Origin of the sequence: Mesobacillus jeotgali (genome assembly GCF_900166585.1) — a bacterium.
Classification (GTDB): Bacteria; Bacillota; Bacilli; order Bacillales; family Cytobacillaceae; genus Mesobacillus; species Mesobacillus jeotgali_A.
Genome location: NZ_FVZC01000007.1, coordinates 13,692 through 38,528, shown reverse-complemented (window position 1 = coordinate 38,528; position 24,837 = coordinate 13,692). Strand labels below are relative to the sequence as shown.

Here is a 24,837-nt window from a genome sequence, read left to right as displayed (position 1 = left end):
GATCCTCCTACTCCATAATTCCAGGTACTTTAATCTGTCCATCCTTATGTTCAGGCGCATTCTTCAAGACCTCTTCGCGTGGCAGTCCCTCTTGTGCACGGTCTTCGCGCATAACATTTTTTATTTCAAGAACATGTGCTGTCGGCTCAACATTATCTGTATTCAGCTCATTCAACTGCTCTGCATATGTAATAATTTTAGCCAGCTGGTCTGACAGCTTTTCTGCCTCTTCTTCAGTTATCGCTAATCTCGCCAGGTGTGCGACATGCTTCACCTGTTCCTCTGAAATCCTTGTCATAAAAGCACCTCCATTGTAAATCGTCAGACAATAATAATATTGATGATAGCAAAGTTTTGCACGTTAAAGCAATACAAGCCTTGCTGTTTGTTCTATTGTATCAAAAGTCAAAGGATCGCAGGAGATAAAAGACGTTTTCAACATCATTCTGAATTTTACGAATACTAATAAGTTAAAAAACAAAAGGGACAAAGCATGTTAGCTTATCCCTATTGCTGTAAGTTATTTACTCATCTAGCCATTTATTTGTCGATTGAGTATTAATATCGTTTAATGATGGAATCGAGTGGATTCGGGTATTTCTGACTACAAGAAGATCGGAGTGGCGAAAGAACAGTGTGGGTTCGTTCATTTGGCTTCCATCTGTGACCCTTTGTCCAACAAAAGACAACTCTAGCTTTTCTGCCTCATCACCAAGGTCGCCTACTGCAAAAAAACGCAGCTGATCACCTACTCTGGCTCCAATGTCCGGAACTATTAAAAATGGGAATGTTCTGTTTCGACAATTATTTGCAGGTATAATAAATTCATCATCCGGAAAAATCTCTTCTCTTAATCCAACTCCTGAACCATCCTGTGCTATATAACATACTTCTGCAAACAGCCTAATCCTAAAACTTCTTGTTGTTGGATTCTTAATCGACACACGCATCACTTCAGGCGGCCCGCCTTCAGGGTCACCTGTAACCCTTCCCGGAATTTTCATAGGTCCCGTTGTTAAAATATTGTTGTGCATACAACCTTCACCTCCTTAAAAGTATCTAAAATAATATATGAGGAGGTGAGAAAATTTGAATGGACAAACCTGCTAGGATAGATGTACATTTTTCAACTATTTTATGAATAAGATAAATGGCTTCTTAGTAGTGGAAATTACCATTTTTCTAAGCACCCGTGAAGAAAAAGTAAGGAACAAACAATCGAAAAGTTAATTTTAAATCGAAGTATTTGTGCTTCTTAAATAAGCAAATAAAATAAGCGGTCCTCGCAAGCCGCTTATTTTATCTCCCGAACAGCTTTGAAAAAAAGCCCTTCTTCTTTACCTTAGGACTCGTTTGTACGACTGGCCTCACTTTTTTCGAAAGATAAATCTCCTCTTTATCAATCGCATGGTCATGTGCCAAAACAAGTCCAAGCTCCGAATCATACTCCTTGTTCGTGACAATCGTAAACTCGATGCCGCGCTTTTCTGCCGCTTTAATGTATTCAGATAAATGAGTATAGGCTATATTTCCGTTTAAAAAGAGGTGGGCTTCACGATTTTCATCCATCAGCTGCTCCACCTCGGGTTCAACGCCCTTCCTCATGACTTCACCCTGAGAAAGCGCAATGATCACCCGCTCCCTCAGTGTGGTAAGGAATCTCCTTCTCTCATCCGGCTTTGTCTGTTTCGCACCATGGATCCCCTGCTGCAAGTAATCATCCAATTTGCTGTTGCTCAACTTAGTCACCCCCAACTTAATACAACAATGGTTTTGTGTTTTACATTCAATACACTAATATTAACCCTTTAGACTGGCCTTGAGCTAAAACCACGCTCCCTGCTGATTCAATGACGGACAAAAATCATGATTACCCTTCACTTTCTGTCCATCATTGCCTTGATGACGGACAAAAATCCTTAATTCCCTTCATTTTTTGTCCATCATTTCCTTGACCGCGAACAATCTCATTTTCTGTCTTTATGATCAATATAATACTATGTATGTTTCCGCCCAAGAGTCTGTGCTAGTTTAAGGTTATCCTATTTTCCCGCAAAAAAACCTCCTCTTCAGATCGAAGAGGAGGACACAAATAGGAGAATGCAAGGTGAAAAAGTCTAAAACATTATGGTAAATCTTCGCCTGAATTGGAGGGCCCAGGCGAAGAGCAAACCCGCAATAAAGCTAAATCAAGAAGCAGTAAACTGCGCTTCTTCCGTTGAGCCTTTCAAAGCAGTCGTTGAAGAAGTCCCTCCGGAAATGACCATTGATACATCATCGAAGTAGCCAGTTCCGACTTCGCGCTGGTGCCTTGTTGCTGTGTAGCCATACTGCTCGCTGGCGAATTCAGCCTGCTGCAGCTCGGAGTATGCAGCCATGCCGCGCTCTTTGTAGCCGCGTGCCAGTTCAAACATGCTATGATTCAGGGCGTGGAAGCCTGCAAGTGTGACGAACTGGAACTTGTAACCCATCTTGCCCAGCTCCACCTGGAACTTAGCAATCGTTTCGTCATCCAGCTTCTTTTTCCAGTTGAATGATGGTGAGCAATTGTATGCAAGCAGCTTGCCAGGATACTTTTCATGGATTGCTTCTGCAAAGCGGCGAGCTTCCTCCAGGTCCGGTTCAGATGTCTCGCACCAAACCAGGTCTGCATATGGAGCATAAGCAAGGCCACGGGCGATGGCCTGGTCAAGGCCAGCCTTGACACGGAAGAATCCTTCAGGAGTCCTTTCACCTGTGATGAACGGAGCATCATATGGATCAACATCGCTTGTGATCAAATCCGCTGCATTAGCATCTGTACGTGCCACGATCAACGTAGGCGTTCCCATTACATCAGCTGCAAGGCGCGCCGCAATCAGGTTGCGTACAGCCGTTTGTGTAGGAAGCAGCACTTTTCCGCCAAGGTGTCCGCATTTCTTTTCGGAGGAAAGCTGGTCTTCAAAGTGGACTCCGGCAGCACCAGCTTCAATCATGCCTTTCATTAGTTCAAACACATTCAACTGGCCGCCGAAGCCTGCTTCTGCATCCGCCACGATCGGTGCAAACCAATCGATTGAATCGTCTCCTTCACCGTGAGTAATCTGGTCAGCCCGCTGAAGTGCCTGGTTAATGCGCTTGACGACTGCAGGAACACTGTTTGCCGGGTACAAGCTCTGGTCAGGATACATATTTCCGGAAAGGTTTGCATCTGCCGCAACCTGCCAGCCGCTCAGATAAATTGCCTTCAAGCCTGCTTTTACCTGCTGAACCGCCTGGTTACCGGTCAGAGCGCCCAGTGCATTGACGAAGTCCTCTTCATTCACAAGCGTCCAAAGCTTTTCAGCACCGCGACGTGCCAGTGTATATTCAATATCAATCGAACCGCGGAGCTTGATGACGTCCTCTGCAGTATATGTCCGTTCCACTCCAGCCCATCTGCTATCCATTTCCCAGCTTTCCTGCAATTGCTTTACACGATTTTGAGTCATTATCTGTTCCTCCTAATAATTATTTTTATATTAATCTATCAAACTATTAAGCCAGCGCCCGGTATCCAGGCAATGTCAAAAACTCAACAAACTCATCGTTTAAAATTAATTGATCAAACAGTTCTGCTGCCTGCTCAAATTTTCCGTTTTCAAAAACGGCTTCGCCGACTTCCAGTTTAATTTTTTCAAGTTCTTCTACTTTCAGCTCATGATACATTTCTGCTGTCACTTCACGGCCATCATCAAGAACACCTTTCGGGTGGCGGATCCATTGCCATAACTGCGCACGGGAAATCTCCGCTGTTGCTGCATCTTCCATCAGATTATGGATCGGGGCTGCGCCGCGGCCATTCAGCCAGGAAGCGACGTACTGGATGCCGACATTGATATTCATGCGGACCCCAGCTTCTGTTATAGTCCCCTCTGGTACAGCCAGAAGGTCTTCAGCATTTACTTCTATGTCCATCTGCTTACCTGATTCAATTTGATTCGGCTGCAGCATTTCCTGATTGAATGCCTCCATCGCTACAGGTACCAATCCCGGATGTGCGACCCAGGTTCCATCATGGCCATCGCGGGCTTCACGTTCCTTATCAGCTCGGACCTTGGCGAATGCTTCAGCGTTTGCTTCCTCATCGTTCTTAATCGGAATTTGTGCCGCCATGCCGCCCATTGCTGGTGCCTTGCGCCTGTGGCAAGTCTGGATCGTCAGCAGGGAGTATGATCTCATGAACGGTACCGTCATCGTCACCTGTGAGCGATCAGGTAAAATTACATCATCCTGCGAGCGTAGCTTCTTCAAGTAGCTAAAAATGTAGTCCCAGCGGCCGCAATTGAGTCCAGCCGAGTGCTCCTTCAATTCGTAGAGAATTTCATTCATTTCGAATGAGGCCAGGATGGTTTCTATTAAAACAGTTGCTTTAATCGTTCCCTGTGGAATGCCGACGTCATTCTGTGCGTAAACGAACACATCATTCCATAGGCGGGCTTCAAGGTGGCTCTCCATTTTCGGGAGATAGAAGTATGGCCCTGTCCCCTGCTCCACCAACTTTTTCGCATTATGGAAAAAGTACATTGCGAAATCGAATAATCCGCCTGAAATTGGGTTACCATCGAGCAATATATGTTTTTCTTCCAGATGCCAGCCTCGCGGGCGAACCATTAAAACAGCTGTTTTTTCGTTAAGTAGATACTTCTTTCCGTTAGGATTTTCAAAGGAAATCGTCCGATTGACAGCATCCCTTAAATTGATCTGCCCCTCCACTATCGCTTCCCATGTCGGCGAAGTTGAGTCTTCACAATCAGCCATAAATATTTTCGCTCCGGAATTAAGCGCGTTGATGATCATCTTCCTGTCTGTTGGACCTGTGATTTCCACCCGCCGATCCTGCAAGTCTTTTGGCAGCGGAGCGATCGTCCAATCTCCTTCACGAATATGCTTTGTTTCTGGCAGGAAGTCCGGCAGCTTGCCAGTATTAATTTCCGCCTGACGCTTTTTACGGGCTGCCAGCAGTTCCACCCGGCGCTCTCCAAAATGTCTCTCAAGCCGCTCAACAAAATCAAGCGCTTCCGGCGTCAAAATTTCTTCATATCCGCTTTTCATGCTGCCTATGATTTCAATACCTGTAGTTTGCGTCGACATTTACTATCCTCACCTCTTTGTTATAGTACAGTATCAATAACTCTAATATGTATTATATAACAGTGTTTTTAGATTGCAACTATTTTGTTAAATTTTTCTGAAAAATTTTTCAGATTAAGAAAATCGACCTATAGAAAAAAGACTCTTTTCATCAAGAAAAGAGTCTTGAAACCTTACCATATCAACGTTTGGACCAAAGAGGAATATTTCAGACCTAACAGTACAGAAGCCCTCCATATCATAAAAGAGGTTCTCGTGCTTTGCCCTTAGTTACAGGTTTTTTGTGAAAACAAAAAAATCCCCTCTCAAAATGAGAAGGGATTTAAATCTGTATTAGTACATTTCAGATGTAGTTTTTGCTTGCATGTGAAGAAGCAGATAGTCTGGTCCGCCAGCTTTTGAATCTGTTCCTGACATGTTGAATCCGCCGAATGGCTGGTATCCTACGATTGCACCTGTGCAGCCGCGGTTGAAGTAAAGGTTTCCGACATGGAAATCTTCACGAGCCTTCTGGATGTTTTCACGGTTGCGCGTGATGACAGCTCCAGTCAGGCCGTACTCAGTGTTGTTCGCGATTTCAAGGGCATGGTCGAAGTCCTTCGCCTTTGCGAATGCGACAACTGGTCCGAAGATCTCTTCCTGCATGATTCTTGCATTTGGATCAAGATCAGCGAAGATTGTAGGCTTGATGAAGTAGCCTTTTGAGCTGTCTCCTTCGCCGCCAGTCATCAAACGGCCTTCTTCTTTGCCGATTTCGATGTAGCTCATGATTTTGTCGAACGCACCCTGGTCATTAACAGGACCCATGAAAGTGCTTTGATCTGTAGGATCATCAAGCTTAAGCTCATTTGTAAGCTCAACTACACGATTAAGAACTTGATCATATACATCTTCTACGATTACAGCACGTGAACATGCAGAGCATTTTTGTCCTGAGAAACCGAAAGCGGAAGCAGTGATCGCCTGGGCTGCTAACTCAAGATCAGCATCTTTGTCGACAACCATAGTATCTTTTCCGCCCATTTCAGCGATTACACGCTTAAGCCAGATTTGGCCTTCGCTCAATTTTGAAGCGCGCTCGTAAATGCGCAGACCCACGTCACGTGAACCTGTGAAGCTTACGAAGCGAGTATCCTTATGGTCAACAAGGTAGTCGCCCACTTCTGCGCCGCTTCCCGGTACAAAGTTAAGAACACCCGCAGGAAGACCTGCTTCTTCCATAACTTCAACAAACTTTGCTGCAACTACTGGAGTTGTAGAAGCTGGCTTTAATAGAACTGTGTTACCAGTAACGATCGCTGCTACAGTAGTACCGGCCATAATCGCTAATGGGAAGTTCCAAGGTGAAATAACGATTCCCACTCCGAGAGGAATGTAATCATAACGGTTATATTCATTTGGACGGCTGTTTACTGGCATACCGTCTTTGATTTTCAGCATTTGGCGGGCATAGTACTCTAGGAAATCGATTGCTTCTGCTGTATCAGCATCTGCTTCGTTCCAAGGCTTGCCTGCTTCTTTTGTTAAAAGGGCAGAGAACTCATGCTTGCGGCGGCGGATGATCGCTGCAGCCTTGAATAATACATCTGCACGTGTTTCAGGCTTTACTTTCTTCCATGTTTTGAACGCTTCAACAGCAGCCTGCATTGCTTTTTCAGCTAAATCGCGGTTTGCCTTTGAAACGCGTCCAATAACTTCTTCTTTATTGGATGGGTTGTAAGATACAATCTTGTCTTCAGTTGAAATTCTCTCTCCGCCAATTACCAAATCGTAATCCTGGCCAAGATAGCCTTCTACTGTTTTTAGTCCTGTTAAGTATCCTTCACGGTTTTCATCAACTTTAAAATTCGTGAAAGGCTCGTGTTTGTATGGCTGAACCATTCTATCCCCTCCTGCATACTAAAACGTTTTCATTCCTTCCCCATTCTATCATGAGAGTCTTGTAGTGTTCAATGCCAACGTACTAGCAAGTCTTGGATTGCGAATTTTCTCATTTTTTATTATGTCAATATTATAATTTGGAGGTTTTTTTCAGTGTGGTCGATATATTTTAAAATGTGATCGATATATCCCGAAATGTGGTTGATATATTTCATTTTCCGCTGATATATTCAAGAATGTGGTCGATTAAATCAGATTATCGCCAATAAATTGATCCTTACAATAAAATCGCACTCTCCTTCAGAAGGGAAATACGAAAAACTAGAGAATATTTATCTATCATTCATAAAAGGAGATCATTTTATATGAAAAAACGTCACGAAGTCTTGTTCAATCTACTCGAATCCTGCCGCAGCGAGGTTTTAGCTGTTTCAGATACGGTTACTGCTGAGGATGCAGAAAAGATCCCCGCGGGTTTCCATAACAATTTCCGCTGGAATCTTGGACATATTTATCTTGACCAATATCTATGGATCCAGGCTGTGACAAAGGAAAAAGCGGATATTCCGGAAAACTTCAATAACTGGTTCGGCTATGGAACTTCTCCAGCGAATTTCACCGAAGAAACTCCTTCCTATGCTGAGTTAAAAGAATTGCTCAAAGCCCAGCCTGCGAGAATCAAAGAGTTGTACGGCGATCGCCTTGAGGAGGAATTCCCGCCAACCGAGATGGGGATGCACACCATCGAACAGGTTCTCGTCCGGACGATTTTCCATGAAGGAATGCATCTCCAGACAATACTTGATATCAAGAAATGCATGTAAAAAGCAAAGAGCAGCCCTCTTTGCTTTTTCAATACTATTTTCCATCAACTTCAGCCTCAATCTCTTTAACCAGCTTGTCTACATGGCTTGTTGGGTAGTTAAGGGCTTTTTTCTCAGCATAGTAGGGGAACATGTCTTTAATATCAGCAGCATAAAAACTTCCGTCTCTTGGCTCAGTATGGCTGAGTACTTTTAGGGGACTTTCAGTTTGATCAACCTTGAGCACCATCGGAACAGACATTCCAGTACCCTGTTCTATATTTGTGCCTTCCCTGTAGTATTCCTCGATTAACGCCCAAATGTATAGTTCACTTTTCTCATGGTCAGAGCCCAATATCTCATATGCACTAAAGATTTCTCCGCCAAAGTTTGCTGACATCACTTCCTGCCGGATGTATTTTTCAATCTCCTGTTGGTCTTCTGCTGTAACAGGGATGGACCCAGATTGTGTACAACCGGCCAATAAAATGAGAAGCATCCCACACAGGAGTAGAGACTTCATCTAATTCCTCCTCAAACCAGTTTCTTATTTAGACGAATTACTTAGAATGATAGATACACCTTTAATGACCAAAATTTCCGGGCTGCCCTCACTTCAATAAACCTCTTTTTAATTCCCAATATCCCGTTCCCTGCAAAGCACGCATATGGCTTCGCCTTTCTCTCCAATGTAAAAAAACAAAGAGCCAATTAGCTCTTTGCTTTTCCTTATTGATAAATATGGACAAATGGTTCATCCTGATCTGGCTTTTTGACAATCAGGGCTTCCTGGCCAACGACGGAGGATACACTGACCTGAACGGAGATGTAGTTAGGGAAATGCTCCATCACCAGGCCGGTCACGTACTGGGTGAATCCGATTGATTCTGCTTTTCCGTAAAACTGGATAGGAATCTCGATGTTAAGCTCCTGCAGCTGTCCATCCACATAAAAGCCTTTTCCTATGACGCCGTTGAAGTTAGGGAAGTACTCTTCTACGTCTTGTTTGAAGTTTTCAAAAAAGGTCAGGTCATCTCTGTGTTCCTTCTCGGCTTTGGCAGATGGGAAGAGAATATACTCTTCTTTTACATCTTTCCAGCTGCCGATATTGTTGCTGCCTTGTGAAACTTCGGCATAAGTGAAGAAGTTTCCTGGTACAACAGAAGACCGGCTTTCCTGCTCAAACAATCCAATAGTGATTGGCACATTCCTTAATTCTTCGATGTTCCGGAGTCTGCTTACGACCTGCTGGGCGATTTTTTTGCCTTCTGCCTCCAGCACTTTACGAGAAATATTTTTCTCGAACACAGCTCCAAATGCTTCCTCACGATAATAGTGGACGGAATTCAGCGCCAGCCCAATGGCAATGCCGCCAAGCTGGTACGTATCCTTTTCACCCGACTGGACGAGATAGTTATGTTCCAGGATGTGGGCGAGGTAAATAGGGTTCTTTTTATTTCGATCGTGGACATCTCCCTTGCCGGGGTCGGCAGGGTTTAGGCCCAGGTTTTTCACTGTAACCTTCTTATTTTTGTTTTCTTGCTTGGCTTTGAGCTCTTTTTCCTTTGCCGCAGCCTGCGCCGGAGTCATTTCGCGTTCCAGCCAGGCGGAAACTGTGTCTCCATCAAGGTACTGTCCTTCTTTAAAAACATACTTATCGGTTGGAAAAGAGTTCTGGGCCACGCGCATCAGTCCGGTTTCGAACTCGGTTATGTCATAGCGCGTATTCAGGTTGTTGACGACCATGCCGCGTGCTTCCCCGGGCTCAAACGGCATGATTGTACGGTAATATTCTTCCGAAATCTTGTATTTCGGGATAATCGCTTTTTCTTTAGTATCATCATCCTTCTTCTGGACAACCTGTTCCTGCTTTTGAAAATTCGGGGCACAGGCCGTCAGCAGAAGGACAAGGGATAGAGCGACCATTGAGAGCTTTCTCATGGCGTGTACACCTCTTATTTGTTTAATTCTTCAAGCATTCTCTCCTCATTCCACACTTCAATCCCAAGGCTTTCAGCTTTTGTCAGCTTCGAGCCGGCATCTTCTCCGGCAATGACCAAGTCTGTTTTCTTGCTGACGCTGCCGGCTACATTGCCGCCTAGCGCCTCAATCTTATCTTTCGCTTCGTTTCGGCTCAACTGCTCGAGCTTGCCTGTCAACACGATTGTTTTACCGGCAAAGAACGAATCAGAATCTTCTGCGGTAATCTTCTTAGGGCCTTTGTATTCCATATTGACGCCGACTGCTTTCAACTCGGAAATCAGTTCGCTCACTTCATCGCTGTCAAAATAAGTGACGATGGAGTCGGCCATTTTATCGCCGATTTCATTGATGGCAGTCAATTCTTCTTTCGATGCCTTCATCAGGTGGTCCATCGTTCCAAATTCCTGCGCCAATGTCTTGGCGGCTTTTGCTCCAACCAGGCGGATACCGAGGCCAAACAATAGCTTCTCCAATGAATTTTCCTTTGTGGCTTCAATGGCAGACAGCAGATTATTGACGGATTTCTCGCCCATTCGCTCGAGAGCCAGCAATTGCTCCCGTGTCAGCTTATAAATGTCGGCTACATCCTTGATCAATTCTTGTGCAAACAACTGGCTGACCACTCTTTCTCCCAGCCCGTCAATGTTCATCGCATCGCGGGAAACAAAGTGGATCAAGCCTTCTCTTATCTGGGCAGGGCATTTCGGATTGATACAGCGAAGCGCGACTTCGCCTTCAATCCTCACAAGCTCACTGTCACATTCAGGGCAGTGGGTTGGCATATGGAATTCAATCTCTTCGCCCGTCCGCTGCTCGGCAAGGACATTGACGACTTCAGGAATGATATCCCCCGCTTTTTTGATGACGACTTTGTCACCAATTTTAATATCCTTTTCGCGGATCAGGTCTTCATTATGCAAGGATGCACGGCCAACTGTCGTGCCGGCTACCTGGACTGGTTCAAGGATGGCCGTCGGCGTGACAACTCCGGTGCGGCCAACGCTCAATTCTATGTCCTTCAAAGTTGTCACGACTTCTTCAGCCGGGAATTTGAAAGCGATGGCCCAGCGAGGGCTTTTTGCCGTTGTTCCCAGTTCTGCCTGCTGATCGAGTGAGTCAACCTTGATGACGATGCCATCAATATCATACGGAAGCTCTGGGCGTTTTTCGACCCAGCCGTTAACATAGTCAATAACGCCCTCGATGCTGTCCACTTTCCGGCGTTCTTTATTTGTTTTAAATCCAAGCTGCTCCAGATAGTCCAGGCCTTCGCTGTGGGAGCGGATTCCGGTATCACCGACATTGGCGATTCCATAGAGGAAGACATCAAGATTTCTTGAAGCCGCAATCTTCGGGTCGAGCTGGCGCAAAGAACCAGCTGCCGCATTCCGCGGATTGGCAAATGGCTCTTCTTCCCGTTCTTCCCTTGCTTTATTCAAGGCTTCAAATGACTTCTTCGGCATGAACGCCTCACCGCGGACTTCAAGCGAAACCGGCTCCTTCAAGCGGATGGGCATAGAACGGATTGTCTTCAGGTTAGACGTAATATCCTCACCTGTGGTTCCATCTCCGCGAGTGGCACCTCGCACCAACAGGCCATTCTCATAAATGAGCGACACTGCAAGACCATCGATCTTCAGCTCGCAGACATAGGAAACATTGTCGCCAACACCCTGGCGCACACGACGGTCGAAATCACGGAGGTCCTGGTCATTAAATGCATTTCCGAGACTTAGCATCGGAATCGCGTGCTGGACCTTGTTGAACATCGTTAAAATTTCCCCTCCGACACGCAGTGTAGGAGATTCTGGTGTCTGCAGTTCAGGGAATTGCTCCTCTATTTCAATCAGTTCCCGCAGCAGCCTGTCATATTCCGAGTCGGGAACCGACGGCTGATCCAGTACATAATATTCGTAAGCATATTGATTCAGCAGATTTTGCAAATCCTTGGCTTTTTTCTCAGCGCTTTGAAAATCCATAAATCCAGCCCTTTCATAACCGTAAAGGACAAGCACCTTAGCCAGCCCGGATAAGTGACTCGAACTCTCAAAGCTAACGCTTCTCGCAAGATAATCGAGGAAACTCTCACAGGGATGATAACTGGCAAGGCACTTGAGCCAGACAGTAATTTAATTGTAAGAATGATATAGTTTACGCCTTGGTAATCGGTGCGAACTTGGCCAGCAATCGTTTGATTCCGGTTGGGCTTGGGAACGCGATATCAAGCTCGGTTCCTTCTCCGGATCCTTTTACGCTGACCACCGTTCCTGTTCCCCACTTGCCATGCTGGGCTTTATCGCCGACCTTCCATTCAATGCCTTCGCCCCCGCTGGCTGCAGCAACCGGACGGGTAACAGCTCCGCGAGTTGGCATGGATGGTCTTCCTGACACGGCAGGCCTGCCGCCGCTCATTGGTGAAGGTTTTCTTACTTTCGGAACGGCGTCTTCAATTAATTCAGCTGGAATTTCCTTGATGAAGCGCGATTCCGGATTCATATTCGTGCGGCCGAAAAGGGTGCGCATCTGTGCATTCGTGATGTAAAGCTGCTCCTCGGCGCGGGTAATTCCCACGTAGGCAAGACGGCGCTCTTCCTCCATTTCGTCCTCTTCCATCAAGGAGCGGCTGTGAGGGAAGACTCCTTCTTCCATCCCGATCAGGAACACGACCGGGAATTCAAGGCCCTTGGCTGAGTGCAGTGTCATCAGAGTAACATAATCGGTTTTTTGCTCGCCATCATCGTCCAGTCGATCGATGTCGGCAACAAGCGCCAAATCCGTCAGGAAAGCTACCAGACTCTTGTCTTCACTGCTTTCTTCAAAGCTTTTTGTTACGGTTAAAAATTCATCTATGTTTTCAAGTCTGCTCTGTGATTCCAGCGACTTTTCCGCCTTCAGCATGTCACGGTAACCGGTCTTATCAAGCACTTCCTCAACCAGCTCGGTTACTGACAGATACTCCTGCTGATGAGTGTAATTGCTGATCAGGTTGCGGAACTCGGCAGCTGCTTTTTCTGCTTTCGGGCTCAGGCCGATCATTTCAATCGTTTCAAGTGCCTGGAACATGGACAGATCATGCATTGTTGCGAAGTTGGCAATTTTATCGATGGATGTTGAACCAATCGCACGCTTCGGAACATTGATGATCCTTTGCAAACTGATGTCATCATCCGGATTTGAAATCAGACGGAGGTATGCAAGGATGTCCTTGATTTCTTTTCTGTCATAGAACTTGATGCCGCCAACGATCGAGTAATCGATATTGGATTTCAGGAACGATTCCTCGATGACACGCGACTGAGCATTCGTCCTGTACAGAATCGCGATATCAGACAGCTTGCGGCCATTGCGGACAAGTTCCTGGATTTTACCAATAACGAACTGTGCTTCGCCCTGCTCACTGTCAGCGCGATAATGCATGATTTTGTTGCCCTCCGCATTTTCTGTCCAAAGATTCTTCGGCTTGCGGTTTAAATTGTTCTGGATGACCATATTCGCAGCCAGCAAAATCTTCTTCGTTGAGCGGTAATTCTGCTCCAGTAAAATGACACTCGCTCTTGGATAGTCCTTTTCAAAAGAAAGGATATTCGCTATGTCAGCACCGCGCCAGCGATAGATCGACTGGTCGGAGTCACCTACAACACAAAGATTCTGGAAGCGCTGCGCCAGCAATTTTACCAGCATGTATTGTGCCCTGTTTGTATCCTGGTACTCATCGACGTGAATATACTGGAACTTGCGCTGATAATACTCCAGCACTTCAGGTACACGGATGAATAGCGTAATCGTCGTCATGATCAAATCATCGAAATCAAGCGCGTTATTTTTACGAAGCCTGCGCTGATACTCTTCGTACACATCGCTGACCTTCTGTGAAAAATAATCTCCTGCTGTTTTCGCATACTCTTCCGGCGTGATCAATTCGTTCTTCGCCGAGCTGATTGTCCCCAAGATTGCACGCGGATCGAATTTCTTCGGGTCCATATTCTTGTCCTTCAGGATCGACTTAATGACCGACTGCTGATCAGTCGAGTCAAGAATCGTGAAGTTGCGGTTGTATCCGAGACGGTCGATGTCTCTGCGTAAAATCCGCACACACATCGAGTGGAACGTCGAAATCCAAATCTCATCCGCCGCGCCGCCCATCATCTTCTGGATCCTCTCCCGCATTTCGCGCGCTGCCTTATTCGTAAAGGTTATCGCAAGGATGTTGTAAGGATTGACTCCTTTTTCCACCATTAAATATGCAATCCTGTGTGTCAAAACCCTTGTTTTACCAGAGCCCGCTCCTGCCATCAGGAGCAGCGGCCCGTCGACTGTCTTTACAGCCTTCTGCTGCTCAGGATTCAGGCCGTTCAATAATTTATCCGTTAAAAATTGCACAATCGTCACCACCATACAAACATTTGTTCTTATTTTATCTTATAATATATCTCTATACAATATTGGTTATTTCTTTACTGCTACAATTGTCTTCAATGCCTCATCAAAGTTGGTGTACACAACATTTCCAACCACAATGACATCGGCATGGCTGGCCATCTCTTCAGCCTGCTGTGCCGTTTCGATTCCGCCGCCGTAAAAGAGCACGGTTTGGTCGAGAACTCCTTTTGCTGCTTTGACCATTCCAGGGTCGCCGTACGTGCCGCTGTATTCCAAATAGAAAATCGGCAGGTTGAACATTTTTTCCGCCATCATCGCGTAGGCCCTTACATCATCGACCGAAATCTCAGTCTTCGCATCAGTCAGTTTGGCTGCCTTGCAATCCGGATTCAGGATGCAATAGCCTTCCATTTTCACTTCGTCCCAATCCATCAGGTCGCCGTATTCCTTGACCGCTTCATGGTGTAGACCGGTTATCCACTGAGGGTTTCCGCTATTCAGCACCGTCGGGATAAAATAAAAATCGAATCCCGGCGTGATTGAGTCGATTGTCGATACCTCGAGAACGCATGGAACTGTGTAGCGGCGGACACGGGCCATCAGGTCCAGCACGCCTTCTAGCGTCACACCATCTGTGCCCCCAACCATGATCGCGTCGGTACCAGACTCGCAAATTCTTTCTAATTTTTCATCAGTGATCTCTTTATTTGGATCGAGTTTAAACACATGTCTCCACTCGCGAACATCGTACATCCGTGAATTGCCCCCATTCTATCTATCCATTCCACCATTATAGCATTTGTTGCTGTTATATAAAAAAGGAAACATGTGAGAAAAGCTCATTCGCCCCGAGCAGCGCTGGCCGCCTATATTTCCATGCATCTGGCTGACAGGGCTGACCGGAACGAAGGGAAAAGTCGTTCTTTAACGTCCTAAGAAAAACTTTTCCGAAAAGAAATAAATAACCAAAAAAAGAGCCTGCAGCTGCAAGCTCTGTTTTGGTTATTCTGACGCCAATTTATTTCGGTCAGCGGCCTGCGGCGGCTGTTCCAGCCAGCTGTTCTCTATCAGGATTTCCGCAGCATCCTCTGCATATAATGCCACACTTATGAGAAGTTTCCCATATAAGATTCCAATATCCTTCCGGCCATTGACCGCCATAGAATTTCCCATCGACCGGACCTTCATAGAAAACATATCCGCTTTATGGCTGAGCATTAGTTTTTCGGAAAAGGGCGAGATTGTCGAGTTGGTCACCAAATGATCCAGCAATGCCGGTGATGGCAGATTTTCCTTATGCAGCTTAGTCTTCATCTGCTCTACCATTTTATCAGTCATTTCAATTCCCCTGATAAAAAATGTACGCACCTTCTCGGTCCTTGCAACCTGGCTGAACCCGAGCAGCAATGCCTTGCTGGTGACATTATTCTCTATATTGTCATATAGGTGGGTCACCTCAAGAGCATGGAGCGGCCTGACTTCATGGCCAAATCCATTAAAATAACTTTTTCTTCCCACAAAATCCACTTTTTCCGGTGTTGGCAGAACAGGCGGTTTAATAATGAAGCCTTTGTCCATCAAAATTCCGTTGATTTGCCCCAGGAGTTCTGCCGTCACCATACCGCATTGCACAAAAAATTCCCTGATATCAAGCCTCATCACAAGCGGAAGTGCAATAGCATATAGGCTCAACCCTGCTTTGGCTGCATATTTCAAGTAGTGGACATAGAACTCGTCTTCAAATAAACGCGGGGCAGAAGAATTAAGGTCGCGTTCGGTATAGCCCTCAGGCACAGGAAAGTTTTCGTTCTCCATGAATCGTTTAATCGTCGCCATAAAGTCCTCTGTTAGATGCAGCGCATTCTCAAGCAGCGTCTTGATATCCTCGTCATTCACATGCTGGAGGAAATGTCTGATGAGTTTATTTGACATGCTATTACCCACATATGTAGCCCACAGCTTTCCCATCTCCACGCTTGTGAACTTTTCTGAGGGATTTAACTTGCTTGTATCATATTGGATCGGCTTGATTGATGATTTCATAATTTACCCCTAACCCGTCTTTTTGGTTAGTTTTTTTCTCATGGCACAATATTATACCGCACATCGTCCATTTGAATTCTAAGTCAAAAAAAAAAAGACGGGATCCATTTGGATACCGTCTTTGCTGCTGCAATATTACTTTGCTTGTTCCCTCTCGGAATTCTCTTCCTCTTTCAATCTTTCAAGCGCCATTTCATAAGCGTCGTTTCCATAGTTCAAGCAGCGCTTGACCCGGGAGATTGTTGCCGTGCTCGCACCAGTTTCTGTTTCGATTTTATGATAGGTCTTGCCTTCGCGGAGCATGCGTGCCACTTCAAGACGCTGCGCAAGCGACTGGATTTCGTTCACTGTCGCCAGGTCGTCAAAGAAGCGGTATGCCTCATCGAGATCTTTCAGCGATAGAATCGCCTTGAATAATTGATCGAGTTCCTTGCCTCTTAATTTATCAATTTGCATATAGTCTACCCCTTATTTTTTCTCAGAATTTTTATTGTTGAGAGTCGAATGAGACATCGCTGATTGATGGGACAATGTTGATCCATGTTTTCCCCGGAACGAAACCAGCTTGTGCTCCATCCTTATAAGGGACGATCCTGCCAGCTTCATTTTTCCATTGTATCTCATTCACTTTTCCTTTTTGGAAAAGGTATCCCTTGCCGCCAGAAGTCATGTCGATATCCCTGCGGCCTGCATCATCCATTATTTTATGGTTCATTTGCACAACAAGGATGTTGTCGAGCAGAACAGGTTCCTTTGATTCAAGGTCCACTGTTTCTTCACTTCCATTAAAACGGTGGTACTTCTGCAATTTAGCATCATACTCGTAAATTACGTCAAACGATGGTGTCCCATAGGAGACCATCAATTCCTCCGCCGGAGTGCCCTCCAGCTTATCAGCATCCTCACTGCTGAAAAATACTGCAGGTTTTGGGGCCTCGTTCATGTCATAGCCCCTCATTTCAGCTCCCTTTAAGATATTCTTATAGGTGATATAGGAATTATGGGGTGCCTTCCTGAAATCCGCGCGTTTGAATAAGCTGCCATCATATTGCATTCCGTTGATATTATCAATCACTCCGCTTTCAAGCATTTCCTTCGCTTCTGGACTGTATCCATGGGCGATGAAAAAGCTGTCAAACCCGGATGCAAGGCCGACAAAGTATTCCCGCGCACTTCGGACTGGCCCTATTTTTTCCGGCTTCTCACTCTGAAAAATCGCCACGAATCTAGTGACGTCCCCTTCAGCAAGAACTTCATGAACAACGTCGGCGTGCTGGAGGCCAGACTGCGGCCGAGCCTTCGGATGGTTGTTCACCACTACAGCTACCGCACGGTCCGAACTTTCTTCTTCAGTACCAATGCCGGTAAGAGGGAACTGATACGGAAGTTCCTCTGGTGCGACAACCTCTTCTACTTCCATCTCTTTTTCTTTATGTTCTGTAGCCTCTTTTTTCTCTGTCTCTTTACTGCACCCGCTAGCAAGCACCATTGCCGCTGCCAGCACAGCGATCCATATTTTTCTCATTTTCGCCACCCCTTGAACTCCCAGTTCGTACATGGCTGTCTATATCTAGATGCACTGTTATATTTTAACGCATTATCGTTGGAAAGAGTACCGTTTTTTTCATCACGTCATAGATGCCCTGCTGTGTGATGCGGATATATGGCAAGTGAGTTGATGAAAAGAATAACAGTGAATAAATCGGATCTGCAAATTTATATCCCTTTAGCTTCAAGTATTCAAGTAAATGTTTTTCCTCAGCCATCAGCTCCGTTACAGGATGGCTTGACATGATTCCCTGGAGCCTTAATGGGATTTCCCTGACAGGGACACCATTTTCACATGCTACAATGCCGCCGCCAATCTCCTTCATCCTATTGAAAGCAGCAATCATATCCTGCTTGCTTTTACCGATTAAAATAATGTCTCCTGTATTGGAGAACGAGCTTGCCAGCCCCTGCAAATCAGTGGCAAAGCCCTTAAGGACTGTGTTGATGCGCCAGCTCCCATGTCGGTCTATCAATGTAAAAAAGCACTCGTCATGGCTCGAAGGCAATTGATCTTCGGACACATCAATTGAGATGGAATAAGGCTTCGTGATCACCGAGTTCTCCATCTTGATTCCAAATGGCATTGAGAACTGCAGATCATCCATCGTTAAATCCCATTCCATTTCTAGCGGCGCAAAACCCATATCCGGCCAATCCAGCTCTTTTGCAGCATCAATTGCCTGGCCATCGCGTTTGACCCAATGGCCTTTTGCCAGCACAGAAATAGGAGTAGGGTTCATTTCGTCGCTCAGGATATTGATGTTCGCAATCCGGCCGGTCGCGATGTTTCCATGCAGATGCTCAAAATTGTAATAACGCGCTATATTTATTGTCGCCATGTTGTAGGCATCAATAACAGGAACGCCACGGTCGATAGCTATCCGGATCAATTCATCGATCACGCCATTTTCATAAAATGCGGTTGATGCCCCATCAGTCGTCATCATGAACCGGTCATACACCGCGATGTCCAGCTCATGGATTTCATCGAGCAGCTTTGGCAAATCAGGACGAATTGACGAATGCCGAAGTGACACCATATAACCCTGCATCAGCCTTCTTCTGACTTCCTCGCCTGTCATCGCCTCATGATCGCAATCAGCGCCGAACAGCATCATTTTCGCCAGTGTTTTCTCAGATGCACCCGGGAAGTGCCCTTCAATTTTCTTGTGCAGACGCTTAGTTTCCTGCATCCAGTGAAGGATCATGTCATCTCCGTTCATCAGCTTCGGCCAGCAAGTCAGCTCCCCGCCCTGGACGACATTCTCATGCTCCAGCCACGAACGGACATTGCTGTTGGAGAATACCTCCTCCTCATTCTGGATTTCCGTCTGTGCGTCAAAACGGCTCCACCAGTACATCGTAACAGGATTATCATTAAGCTCATCAATAAAAGAAAACGCTTTCTTTTTACCTAATTGTAAAGCAAGCACCATATTGTCGTTAATCAGTGTTGTTGTCCCTGTCTGTGATGCATACGCAGCGAAAGAATGGGGATTATAAAGTTGAAATGGGTGGGCGTGAGGTTCAATATACCCCGGCACCAGCTTCAACCCGGTGCACTCCACTATTTCACACTGCTTTGTATTTTCCGGCAGGTTATCACCAACATACACAATCCTGTCATTGTAAATCCAAATGTTCGCAGTCATCCACTTCCGGAATGTCTGGTTCAAATACGTTGCATTTTTCAATAAGACCGTTGGTGAAAGGGTGCCGTCCAAAACAGCAGCATGGTTGCGTAATTGTTTGTTTTTCCATCGATAACGTTGTTCCATACCATGTTCCCCTTTTCTTTATGTTAAAAATTAGTGGTTAATTTCAAAAGGCTGTTTTCGTAAAAATTGTTGTTAAAATCCTAAAGCCGAGTTTAACGAGATCATAGCTATTTTGTAAGTCGGTACTAAGTTTGCAAGCTCTTTTCTCATCAAAAGGGTTAATTTTTTGAAGAAATTTAGGTAATTCAATTTTATCTTGTAGTCTATAGCAACAAAGTTTGAAAAAAAGAACCTTTCAAAAAGAAAGCCCTTACATTATTGTACTATCGTAACATATTTCGCTGTTTAACGCACTAAAGAATTTCAAAATAACTGTAAATCAATATATAGAGGAGTGATGGGAAAATGAAGGTGCGTCCAAATATTGGAATAGTGAATGCATTAGTGAGGATTACAGCAGGGCTGACTATCCTGGCATGGTCAACCTCCAAAATGGTAAAACGTCCATGGAAGGATTCCTATCTTTTCATTGCCATGCTTGGGGCAATGAAAGTCGGTGAGGGGATTGTCCGCTATTGTCCGATGACTGCTGCCTATGAAAAAGGCCAGGATATGATGGAGCAGAAAAACTCTGAGGATGAAGATTCCGACGGCTGGATTCAGTATAACCCTAGTTAAATCAGAAAGGGTTACCCCATAGAGCTATATTAAAAAAACAAGCCCCCAAACCTGGGGGCTTCCAAAAAGGAGATGATACAATGTTTTGGGAATATATCATGGATGTCAGCTTTGTCTGGATTGCGCTGATTGGTAGCATCATCGCCCTGCTTCTCGTCTACATGAAGGGTTCTAGCAAGAGACGTGCCCGATAGCCTTGCTGCCGATATCCCTGCGGTAAAAGGTTTCGGGGCAGTCCAGCTTTTCAAGCTCAGCATATACTTTTTGCTGCGCTTCTTTTAACGATACTGCTTTTGCACCTACAAGCAGCACCCTGCCGCCGTTCGTCACGAACTCTCCGCGGCTGTTTTTTGCCGTGCCGGCATGGAAAACCTCCGACATGTTCTCTATTCCTTTAAGAACTGCTCCTTTTTCATATTCCTCTGGATAGCCATTGGCAGCTACAACCACACCCACCATTGCTTCATCATGCCACTCCACCAAAGGCTTCTTTCCTTCTAACAGTTCCAGGATGACCTTGACAAGATCAGATTTCATCCTCGGCAGGATTACCTGTGTTTCCGGATCACCGAACCTGGCATTGAATTCGATCACCTTTGGCCCTTCCTCCGTCTCGATCAGTCCTGCATATAGGATGCCTGTAAAGCTCCTGTCTTCCATTTCCATTGCAATTGCCGCGGGATGAAGAATTTTTTGGACAGCCTCTTCAATCGATTCCGTGCGAATATGGGGAACCGGAGAGTATGCACCCATCCCGCCCGTGTTCGGCCCCTGGTCGTTGTCAAAGGCACGCTTATGATCCTGGGCTATTTCAAGCGGGATTACGGTTTCCCCGTTCACGAAAGCCATCAGTGAAAACTCTTCTCCTGTTAAAAATTGCTCGATGACTACACTTTGTGAAGCTTGACCGAACTTTCCATCCAGCAGCATTTCCTGGAGGGCCTGTTCCGCCTGCTGCATGGTCATTGCAACAACCACGCCTTTTCCGGCCGCTAGTCCGTCTGCCTTAATGACGATTGGCGCTCCTGCTTTGGCGAGGTAGTCTCTTGCCTCGGCATAGTCTGTGAACGTTTCGTATGCTGCAGTAGGAATGCCGTACTTCTTCATTAAATCCTTCGCGAACGATTTGCTGCCCTCGATGATGGCAGCCGCTTTCCTCGGGCCAAAAACCTTCAGGCCTTCCTCGATGAAACGGTCTGCCAGCCCTTCCAGGAGAGGAACTTCGGGCCCGATGATCGTCAGTCCAATATGCTGGTCCTTTGCAAATGAAACAAGCTCCTCTGTATCTGTTTCGTTTATGGAGACCAGGTTTGCGCAGTCCTCCATGCCCGGATTACCCGGTGCTGCAAAAACCTCCGTCACCATCGGGCTCTGACTGACCTTCAAGCAAATTGCATGCTCCCGTCCGCCTTTGCCAATCACAAGAACCTTCATTACACGCACCCCCGTTAATTTCAGAACTGCTTTCCTGACTGTTACAAAACTGAATTTTAATGCCTGAAATGCCTTACTCCTGTAAATACCATTGCTATTCCGTATTCATCGGCCTTTTTGATTGAATCCTCATCACGGACCGAACCGCCAGGCTGGATGATGGCCGTGATACCTGCTTTTGCCGCTGCTTCCACAGTGTCATCCATCGGGAAGAACGCATCAGATGCCAGCGCCGCTCCATCCGCTTTCGAACCTGCCTGTTCAAGGGCGATTTTCGCTGCGCCAACCCGGTTCATCTGGCCAGCACCAATTCCTAGAGTCATATCTTTATTCGCAACGACAATCGCGTTGGATTTTACATGTTTAACTACCTTCCAGCCCAGCTTCAGCGCTTCCCACTCAGCTTCCGTCGGTTCACGCTTCGTTGGGACAGAAATGTCCGCATCCTCCAGGCTGTATGCATCCTGTTCCTGGACGAGCAGGCCTCCTTCTATGGAGGACAGTGTATTCTCTTTTGCTGCATTGCCCTCAAATGAGACCTTTAACAAACGAAGATTTTTCTTCGCCGTTAAAATCTCAATTGCTTCGTCGCTAAAAGAAGGCGCAATGATGATTTCAAGAAAGATTTCATATAGCTTTCGTGCCGTCTCTCCATCGACCTCACGATTCAAAGCAATGATGCCGCCAAAAATAGAAACTGGGTCGGCTTCAAATGCTTTTCCAAAAGCATCAAAGATGTCTTTCCCAGTGCCAACACCACATGGGTTCATGTGCTTGACGGCAACTGCAGCAGGCTCGGAGAACTCTTTTACAATCTGCAAAGCCGCATTGGCATCATTGATATTGTTGTATGACAGCTCTTTCCCGTGAAGCTGATCTGCTGCTGCGACCGAGAATGCTGAGCCCAGCGGCTTTTGATAGAAAGCAGCCTTTTGATGAGGATTTTCCCCATAACGGAGACCTTGTTTCAGCTCATATGTAACCGTCATTTTTTCCGGCTGTTCCTCACCAGAAAGACTCGTCATGTATTCAGCAATCAGCGCATCATATGCGGCCGTGTGGCGGAACACTTTCGCTGCAAGGCGGCGACGTGTTTCAAGAATGGTTTCATTTTGATGTTTATACTCCTCAATCACCTGCTGGTAATCCGCAGGGTCGACAAGCACTGTTATGTATTGGTGGTTTTTCGCAGAGGCGCGCAGCATGGCCGGACCGCCGATGTCAATGTTTTCAATCGCATCCTCCGGCGTCACACCTGGTTTTGAAATGGTTTCTTTGAAAGGATACAAATTGACGCAGACAAGCTCGATTTTCTCGATTTCATTTTCAGACATCTGAGCCTGGTGTGAAGGGTCGTCATACTTCGCAAGCAGGCCGCCATGAATTTTCGGGTGAAGCGTCTTGACGCGTCCCTCAAGGATTTCCGGAAATCCAGTGACGTCACTTATGCCGATGACCGGTACTCCGGCTTGCTTCAATGTATTTTTAGTACCTCCAGTGGAGACGATTTCGAAGCCTAGTTCGATAAGCTGCTTCGCCAGCTCCACAATTCCTTCTTTATTTGAAACACTGATCAGTGCACGCTTTTTTCCCATTTTACTGCCTCCTCTTTTCCGTTCAGCAGCTCCTCCAGCACCTCTGGATACAAGCTGTGTTCAATCCGCTGTATTTTCTTCTGGAGTGACTCCCGTGTCTCGCCGGCAGCTACCCTAACTGCAGCACTCGCGATGATTGGACCGGTATCCATGCCCTCATCCACATAGTGAATGGTCACTCCTGTTGTATCGACTCCTGCTGCCAGCGCCTGGCCTATCGCATCCTTCCCGGGAAAAGCCGGCAAAAGCGACGGGTGGATGTTGATGATTTTTCCTTCATACGAGTTCAGCAAAGTCGGGCCGATCAGCCTCATATAGCCTGCAAGCACAATCATATCTATATCCAGACTAATTAGTTTTTGCAAAATCTCTTCTTCGTATGCTGCTTTGGAAGGGTAGCCTTTTGGGCTGATGACCAGTGCAGGAATCCCGAGCATTTCTGCTCGATCAACCGCAAAAGCCCCTGGCTTATCGCATACGAGCAAACTGATTTCAGCCTTCAGGATTCCGGACTGGGCAGCGACAGCGAGCGCCTGAAAATTGCTTCCGCTTCCTGATGCTAACACGGCAATTTTCTTCATTTTGCTTCACCCTTTAATTGGATTCCTTCGGTACCTGTAACCTTACCGATTACAGCAGCCCGCTCGCCCTGCTCGTTGAAAAACTTCACTACCTCATGGGCAATCCCTTTATCCACAGCAGCTACCATACCGATTCCCATGTTAAATGTATTATACATGTCCGTCCGATCTAGCTGGGCTAGAAATTCTAATGTTTTGAACACCTGAGGAATTTCCCAGCTGCCTTCTTCGATCTCTGCGCCAAGCCCTTCAGGCAGCATTCTCGGGATGTTTTCGATAAAACCGCCTCCCGTGATGTGGGCAAGTCCCTTTAGCTCGAATTGCTTCAACGCGGCAAGCACAGATTTTACATAAATGCGGGTCGGCTTCAACAGTTCCTCTCCAAGTGTGCAGTCAAACTCATCAACATAGCGTTCCAGCTCCCAGCCCGCCTGTTCTAAAAACACCTTGCGGACAAGCGAGTAGCCATTGCTGTGGATTCCGCTGGATGCCAGCCCGACCAGCACATCGCCTTCCTTGATTCCCTGCCCGTTGATAATATTTGCTTTTTCACAGGCTCCGACTGCGAATCCCGCAAGATCATATTCTTCTGGAGAGTACATTCCTGGCATTTCCGCGGTCTCGCCGCCGACAAGCGCGCAGCCGGCCTGCTCACAGCCATCGGCTATCCCTTTGACAATCGCTTCGATTTTTTCAGGCTGGGCCTTGCCGCAGGCGATATAGTCAAGGAAGTACAATGGTTCAGCTCCCTGGACGACGATATCGTTGACACACATCGCGACCGCATCAATGCCTATTGTATCATGGCGGTCCATCATGAAAGCGAGCATCAGCTTCGTGCCGACACCATCCGTACCGGAAACGAGCACCGGCTCCTTCAATCCGAGGCTCGATAGGTCGAACATTCCGCCGAATCCGCCCAGAGCCCCGATCATTCCTGGCCTGGCCGTCCGATTCACATGCTTTTTGATTCGTTCAACCGCTTCATATCCGGCCTCAATATCGACACCAGCCTGCTTATACGCGTTTGCCATGTTCACTACCTCCGATTTGGCTGTTTTTCTAAAATAGCATTAAT

General features: G+C 46.3%; 22 protein-coding genes. 3 read left to right on the top strand and 19 right to left on the bottom strand.

What is annotated here, in order from left to right; genetic code table 11:
- Window positions 1-7 precede the first annotated feature (7 nt).
- From gatC to pruA, 6 genes are all read right to left on the bottom strand, one after another.
- Window positions 8-298 carry an Asp-tRNA(Asn)/Glu-tRNA(Gln) amidotransferase subunit GatC gene (gatC, locus tag B5X77_RS01610; protein ID WP_079504446.1) on the bottom strand — a complete coding sequence of 97 codons (291 nt, stop codon included), beginning with the start codon at window positions 296-298 and terminating at the stop codon, window positions 8-10.
- A gap of 226 nt (window positions 299-524) precedes the next feature.
- On the bottom strand, window positions 525-1,034 hold the full coding sequence (locus B5X77_RS01605; RefSeq protein ID WP_079504443.1) for a hypothetical protein: 510 nt from the start codon (window positions 1,032-1,034) through the stop codon (window positions 525-527).
- Between the two features lie 265 nt (window positions 1,035-1,299).
- A complete protein-coding gene (locus B5X77_RS01600; protein WP_306807279.1) occupies window positions 1,300-1,749 on the bottom strand; it encodes a YueI family protein in 450 nt (149 codons plus the stop codon).
- 440 nt (window positions 1,750-2,189) lie between these two features.
- The gene (aceA, locus tag B5X77_RS01595; protein WP_079504439.1) at window positions 2,190-3,470 is read right to left on the bottom strand and encodes an isocitrate lyase; all 1,281 of its coding nucleotides are present in this window, start codon (window positions 3,468-3,470) and stop codon (window positions 2,190-2,192) included.
- A 46-nt stretch (window positions 3,471-3,516) separates the two neighbouring features.
- Window positions 3,517-5,112 carry a malate synthase A gene (aceB, locus tag B5X77_RS01590; protein ID WP_079504437.1) on the bottom strand — a complete coding sequence of 532 codons (1,596 nt, stop codon included), beginning with the start codon at window positions 5,110-5,112 and terminating at the stop codon, window positions 3,517-3,519.
- Window positions 5,113-5,445: 333 nt separating this feature from the next.
- On the bottom strand, window positions 5,446-6,993 hold the full coding sequence (gene pruA, locus B5X77_RS01585; RefSeq protein WP_079504435.1) for an L-glutamate gamma-semialdehyde dehydrogenase: 1,548 nt from the start codon (window positions 6,991-6,993) through the stop codon (window positions 5,446-5,448).
- A gap of 365 nt (window positions 6,994-7,358) precedes the next feature.
- Here pruA and B5X77_RS01580 point away from each other — a divergent pair, with 365 nt between their 5' ends.
- Window positions 7,359-7,817 (top strand): DinB family protein, encoded by a 459-nt coding sequence (locus tag B5X77_RS01580; RefSeq protein ID WP_079504433.1) that lies wholly within the window; start codon window positions 7,359-7,361, stop codon window positions 7,815-7,817.
- 34 nt (window positions 7,818-7,851) lie between these two features.
- Here B5X77_RS01580 and B5X77_RS01575 read toward each other — a convergent pair whose 3' ends face one another.
- From B5X77_RS01575 to B5X77_RS01535, 9 genes are all read right to left on the bottom strand, one after another.
- The gene (locus B5X77_RS01575) at window positions 7,852-8,319 is read right to left on the bottom strand and encodes a hypothetical protein (RefSeq protein WP_079504431.1); all 468 of its coding nucleotides are present in this window, start codon (window positions 8,317-8,319) and stop codon (window positions 7,852-7,854) included.
- Between the two features lie 206 nt (window positions 8,320-8,525).
- Window positions 8,526-9,737, bottom strand: a complete 1,212-nt coding sequence (locus B5X77_RS01570) for a CamS family sex pheromone protein (RefSeq protein ID WP_079504429.1) — start codon at window positions 9,735-9,737, stop codon at window positions 8,526-8,528.
- Between the two features lie 14 nt (window positions 9,738-9,751).
- Window positions 9,752-11,758, bottom strand: coding sequence for an NAD-dependent DNA ligase LigA (ligA, locus tag B5X77_RS01565; protein ID WP_079505822.1), 2,007 nt, complete (start codon window positions 11,756-11,758; stop codon window positions 9,752-9,754).
- Window positions 11,759-11,930: 172 nt separating this feature from the next.
- On the bottom strand, window positions 11,931-14,159 hold the full coding sequence (pcrA, locus tag B5X77_RS01560; RefSeq protein WP_079504427.1) for a DNA helicase PcrA: 2,229 nt from the start codon (window positions 14,157-14,159) through the stop codon (window positions 11,931-11,933).
- A 66-nt stretch (window positions 14,160-14,225) separates the two neighbouring features.
- Window positions 14,226-14,912, bottom strand: coding sequence for a heptaprenylglyceryl phosphate synthase (locus tag B5X77_RS01555; protein ID WP_079504425.1), 687 nt, complete (start codon window positions 14,910-14,912; stop codon window positions 14,226-14,228).
- 249 nt (window positions 14,913-15,161) lie between these two features.
- Window positions 15,162-16,202, bottom strand: coding sequence for a DUF3231 family protein (locus B5X77_RS01550; protein ID WP_079504423.1), 1,041 nt, complete (start codon window positions 16,200-16,202; stop codon window positions 15,162-15,164).
- Between the two features lie 135 nt (window positions 16,203-16,337).
- On the bottom strand, window positions 16,338-16,658 hold the full coding sequence (locus tag B5X77_RS01545) for a YerC/YecD family TrpR-related protein (protein ID WP_079504421.1): 321 nt from the start codon (window positions 16,656-16,658) through the stop codon (window positions 16,338-16,340).
- A 31-nt stretch (window positions 16,659-16,689) separates the two neighbouring features.
- On the bottom strand, window positions 16,690-17,727 hold the full coding sequence (locus tag B5X77_RS01540) for a DUF3048 domain-containing protein (protein ID WP_079504419.1): 1,038 nt from the start codon (window positions 17,725-17,727) through the stop codon (window positions 16,690-16,692).
- Between the two features lie 64 nt (window positions 17,728-17,791).
- Complete coding sequence (locus B5X77_RS01535) at window positions 17,792-19,531, bottom strand: adenine deaminase C-terminal domain-containing protein (protein ID WP_079504417.1); 1,740 nt, start codon at window positions 19,529-19,531, stop codon at window positions 17,792-17,794.
- A 345-nt stretch (window positions 19,532-19,876) separates the two neighbouring features.
- Here B5X77_RS01535 and B5X77_RS01530 point away from each other — a divergent pair, with 345 nt between their 5' ends.
- Together B5X77_RS01530 and B5X77_RS23950 are read left to right on the top strand one after the other, a co-directional pair.
- Window positions 19,877-20,149, top strand: a complete 273-nt coding sequence (locus tag B5X77_RS01530; RefSeq protein WP_079504415.1) for a YgaP family membrane protein — start codon at window positions 19,877-19,879, stop codon at window positions 20,147-20,149.
- Window positions 20,150-20,229: 80 nt separating this feature from the next.
- Window positions 20,230-20,343 carry an EYxxD motif small membrane protein gene (locus B5X77_RS23950; protein WP_324782409.1) on the top strand — a complete coding sequence of 38 codons (114 nt, stop codon included), beginning with the start codon at window positions 20,230-20,232 and terminating at the stop codon, window positions 20,341-20,343.
- Here the strand turns inward: B5X77_RS23950 and purD are convergent.
- The 4 genes from purD to purM are packed head-to-tail and all read right to left on the bottom strand — an operon-like array spanning window position 20,321 to window position 24,793.
- The gene (gene purD / locus B5X77_RS01525; protein ID WP_079504413.1) at window positions 20,321-21,583 is read right to left on the bottom strand and encodes a phosphoribosylamine--glycine ligase; all 1,263 of its coding nucleotides are present in this window, start codon (window positions 21,581-21,583) and stop codon (window positions 20,321-20,323) included. The two genes, B5X77_RS23950 and purD, sit on opposite strands and share 23 nt — an antisense overlap.
- Before the next feature lie 56 nt (window positions 21,584-21,639).
- On the bottom strand, window positions 21,640-23,178 hold the full coding sequence (gene purH / locus B5X77_RS01520) for a bifunctional phosphoribosylaminoimidazolecarboxamide formyltransferase/IMP cyclohydrolase (protein ID WP_079504411.1): 1,539 nt from the start codon (window positions 23,176-23,178) through the stop codon (window positions 21,640-21,642).
- Window positions 23,157-23,759 (bottom strand): phosphoribosylglycinamide formyltransferase, encoded by a 603-nt coding sequence (purN, locus tag B5X77_RS01515; protein WP_079504409.1) that lies wholly within the window; start codon window positions 23,757-23,759, stop codon window positions 23,157-23,159. The genes purH and purN overlap by 22 nt, the downstream gene beginning before the upstream one ends.
- Window positions 23,756-24,793, bottom strand: a complete 1,038-nt coding sequence (purM, locus tag B5X77_RS01510) for a phosphoribosylformylglycinamidine cyclo-ligase (RefSeq protein WP_079504407.1) — start codon at window positions 24,791-24,793, stop codon at window positions 23,756-23,758. Before purM ends, purN begins: the two co-directional genes overlap by 4 nt.
- Between the last annotated feature and the right edge of the window lie 44 nt (window positions 24,794-24,837).

Bases quoted from the DNA above. Each gene is read 5' to 3' on its own strand.
- gatC (WP_079504446.1), bottom strand. From the start codon at position 298: ATGACAAGGATTTCAGAGGAACAGGTGAAGCATGTCGCACACCTGGCG.
- B5X77_RS01605 (WP_079504443.1), bottom strand. From the start codon at position 1,034: ATGCACAACAATATTTTAACAACGGGACCTATGAAAATTCCGGGAAGG.
- aceA (WP_079504439.1), bottom strand. From the start codon at position 3,470: ATGACTCAAAATCGTGTAAAGCAATTGCAGGAAAGCTGGGAAATGGAT.
- aceB (WP_079504437.1), bottom strand. From the start codon at position 5,112: ATGTCGACGCAAACTACAGGTATTGAAATCATAGGCAGCATGAAAAGC.
- pruA (WP_079504435.1), bottom strand. From the start codon at position 6,993: ATGGTTCAGCCATACAAACACGAGCCTTTCACGAATTTTAAAGTTGAT.
- B5X77_RS01580 (WP_079504433.1), top strand. From the start codon at position 7,359: ATGAAAAAACGTCACGAAGTCTTGTTCAATCTACTCGAATCCTGCCGC.
- B5X77_RS01575 (WP_079504431.1), bottom strand. From the start codon at position 8,319: ATGAAGTCTCTACTCCTGTGTGGGATGCTTCTCATTTTATTGGCCGGT.
- B5X77_RS01570 (WP_079504429.1), bottom strand. From the start codon at position 9,737: ATGAGAAAGCTCTCAATGGTCGCTCTATCCCTTGTCCTTCTGCTGACG.
- ligA (WP_079505822.1), bottom strand. From the start codon at position 11,758: ATGGATTTTCAAAGCGCTGAGAAAAAAGCCAAGGATTTGCAAAATCTG.
- B5X77_RS01555 (WP_079504425.1), bottom strand. From the start codon at position 14,912: ATGTACGATGTTCGCGAGTGGAGACATGTGTTTAAACTCGATCCAAAT.
- B5X77_RS01550 (WP_079504423.1), bottom strand. From the start codon at position 16,202: ATGAAATCATCAATCAAGCCGATCCAATATGATACAAGCAAGTTAAAT.
- B5X77_RS01545 (WP_079504421.1), bottom strand. From the start codon at position 16,658: ATGCAAATTGATAAATTAAGAGGCAAGGAACTCGATCAATTATTCAAG.
- B5X77_RS01540 (WP_079504419.1), bottom strand. From the start codon at position 17,727: ATGAGAAAAATATGGATCGCTGTGCTGGCAGCGGCAATGGTGCTTGCT.
- B5X77_RS01535 (WP_079504417.1), bottom strand. From the start codon at position 19,531: ATGGAACAACGTTATCGATGGAAAAACAAACAATTACGCAACCATGCT.
- B5X77_RS01530 (WP_079504415.1), top strand. From the start codon at position 19,877: ATGAAGGTGCGTCCAAATATTGGAATAGTGAATGCATTAGTGAGGATT.
- B5X77_RS23950 (WP_324782409.1), top strand. From the start codon at position 20,230: ATGTTTTGGGAATATATCATGGATGTCAGCTTTGTCTGGATTGCGCTG.
- purD (WP_079504413.1), bottom strand. From the start codon at position 21,583: ATGAAGGTTCTTGTGATTGGCAAAGGCGGACGGGAGCATGCAATTTGC.
- purH (WP_079504411.1), bottom strand. From the start codon at position 23,178: ATGGGAAAAAAGCGTGCACTGATCAGTGTTTCAAATAAAGAAGGAATT.
- purN (WP_079504409.1), bottom strand. From the start codon at position 23,759: ATGAAGAAAATTGCCGTGTTAGCATCAGGAAGCGGAAGCAATTTTCAG.
- purM (WP_079504407.1), bottom strand. From the start codon at position 24,793: ATGGCAAACGCGTATAAGCAGGCTGGTGTCGATATTGAGGCCGGATAT.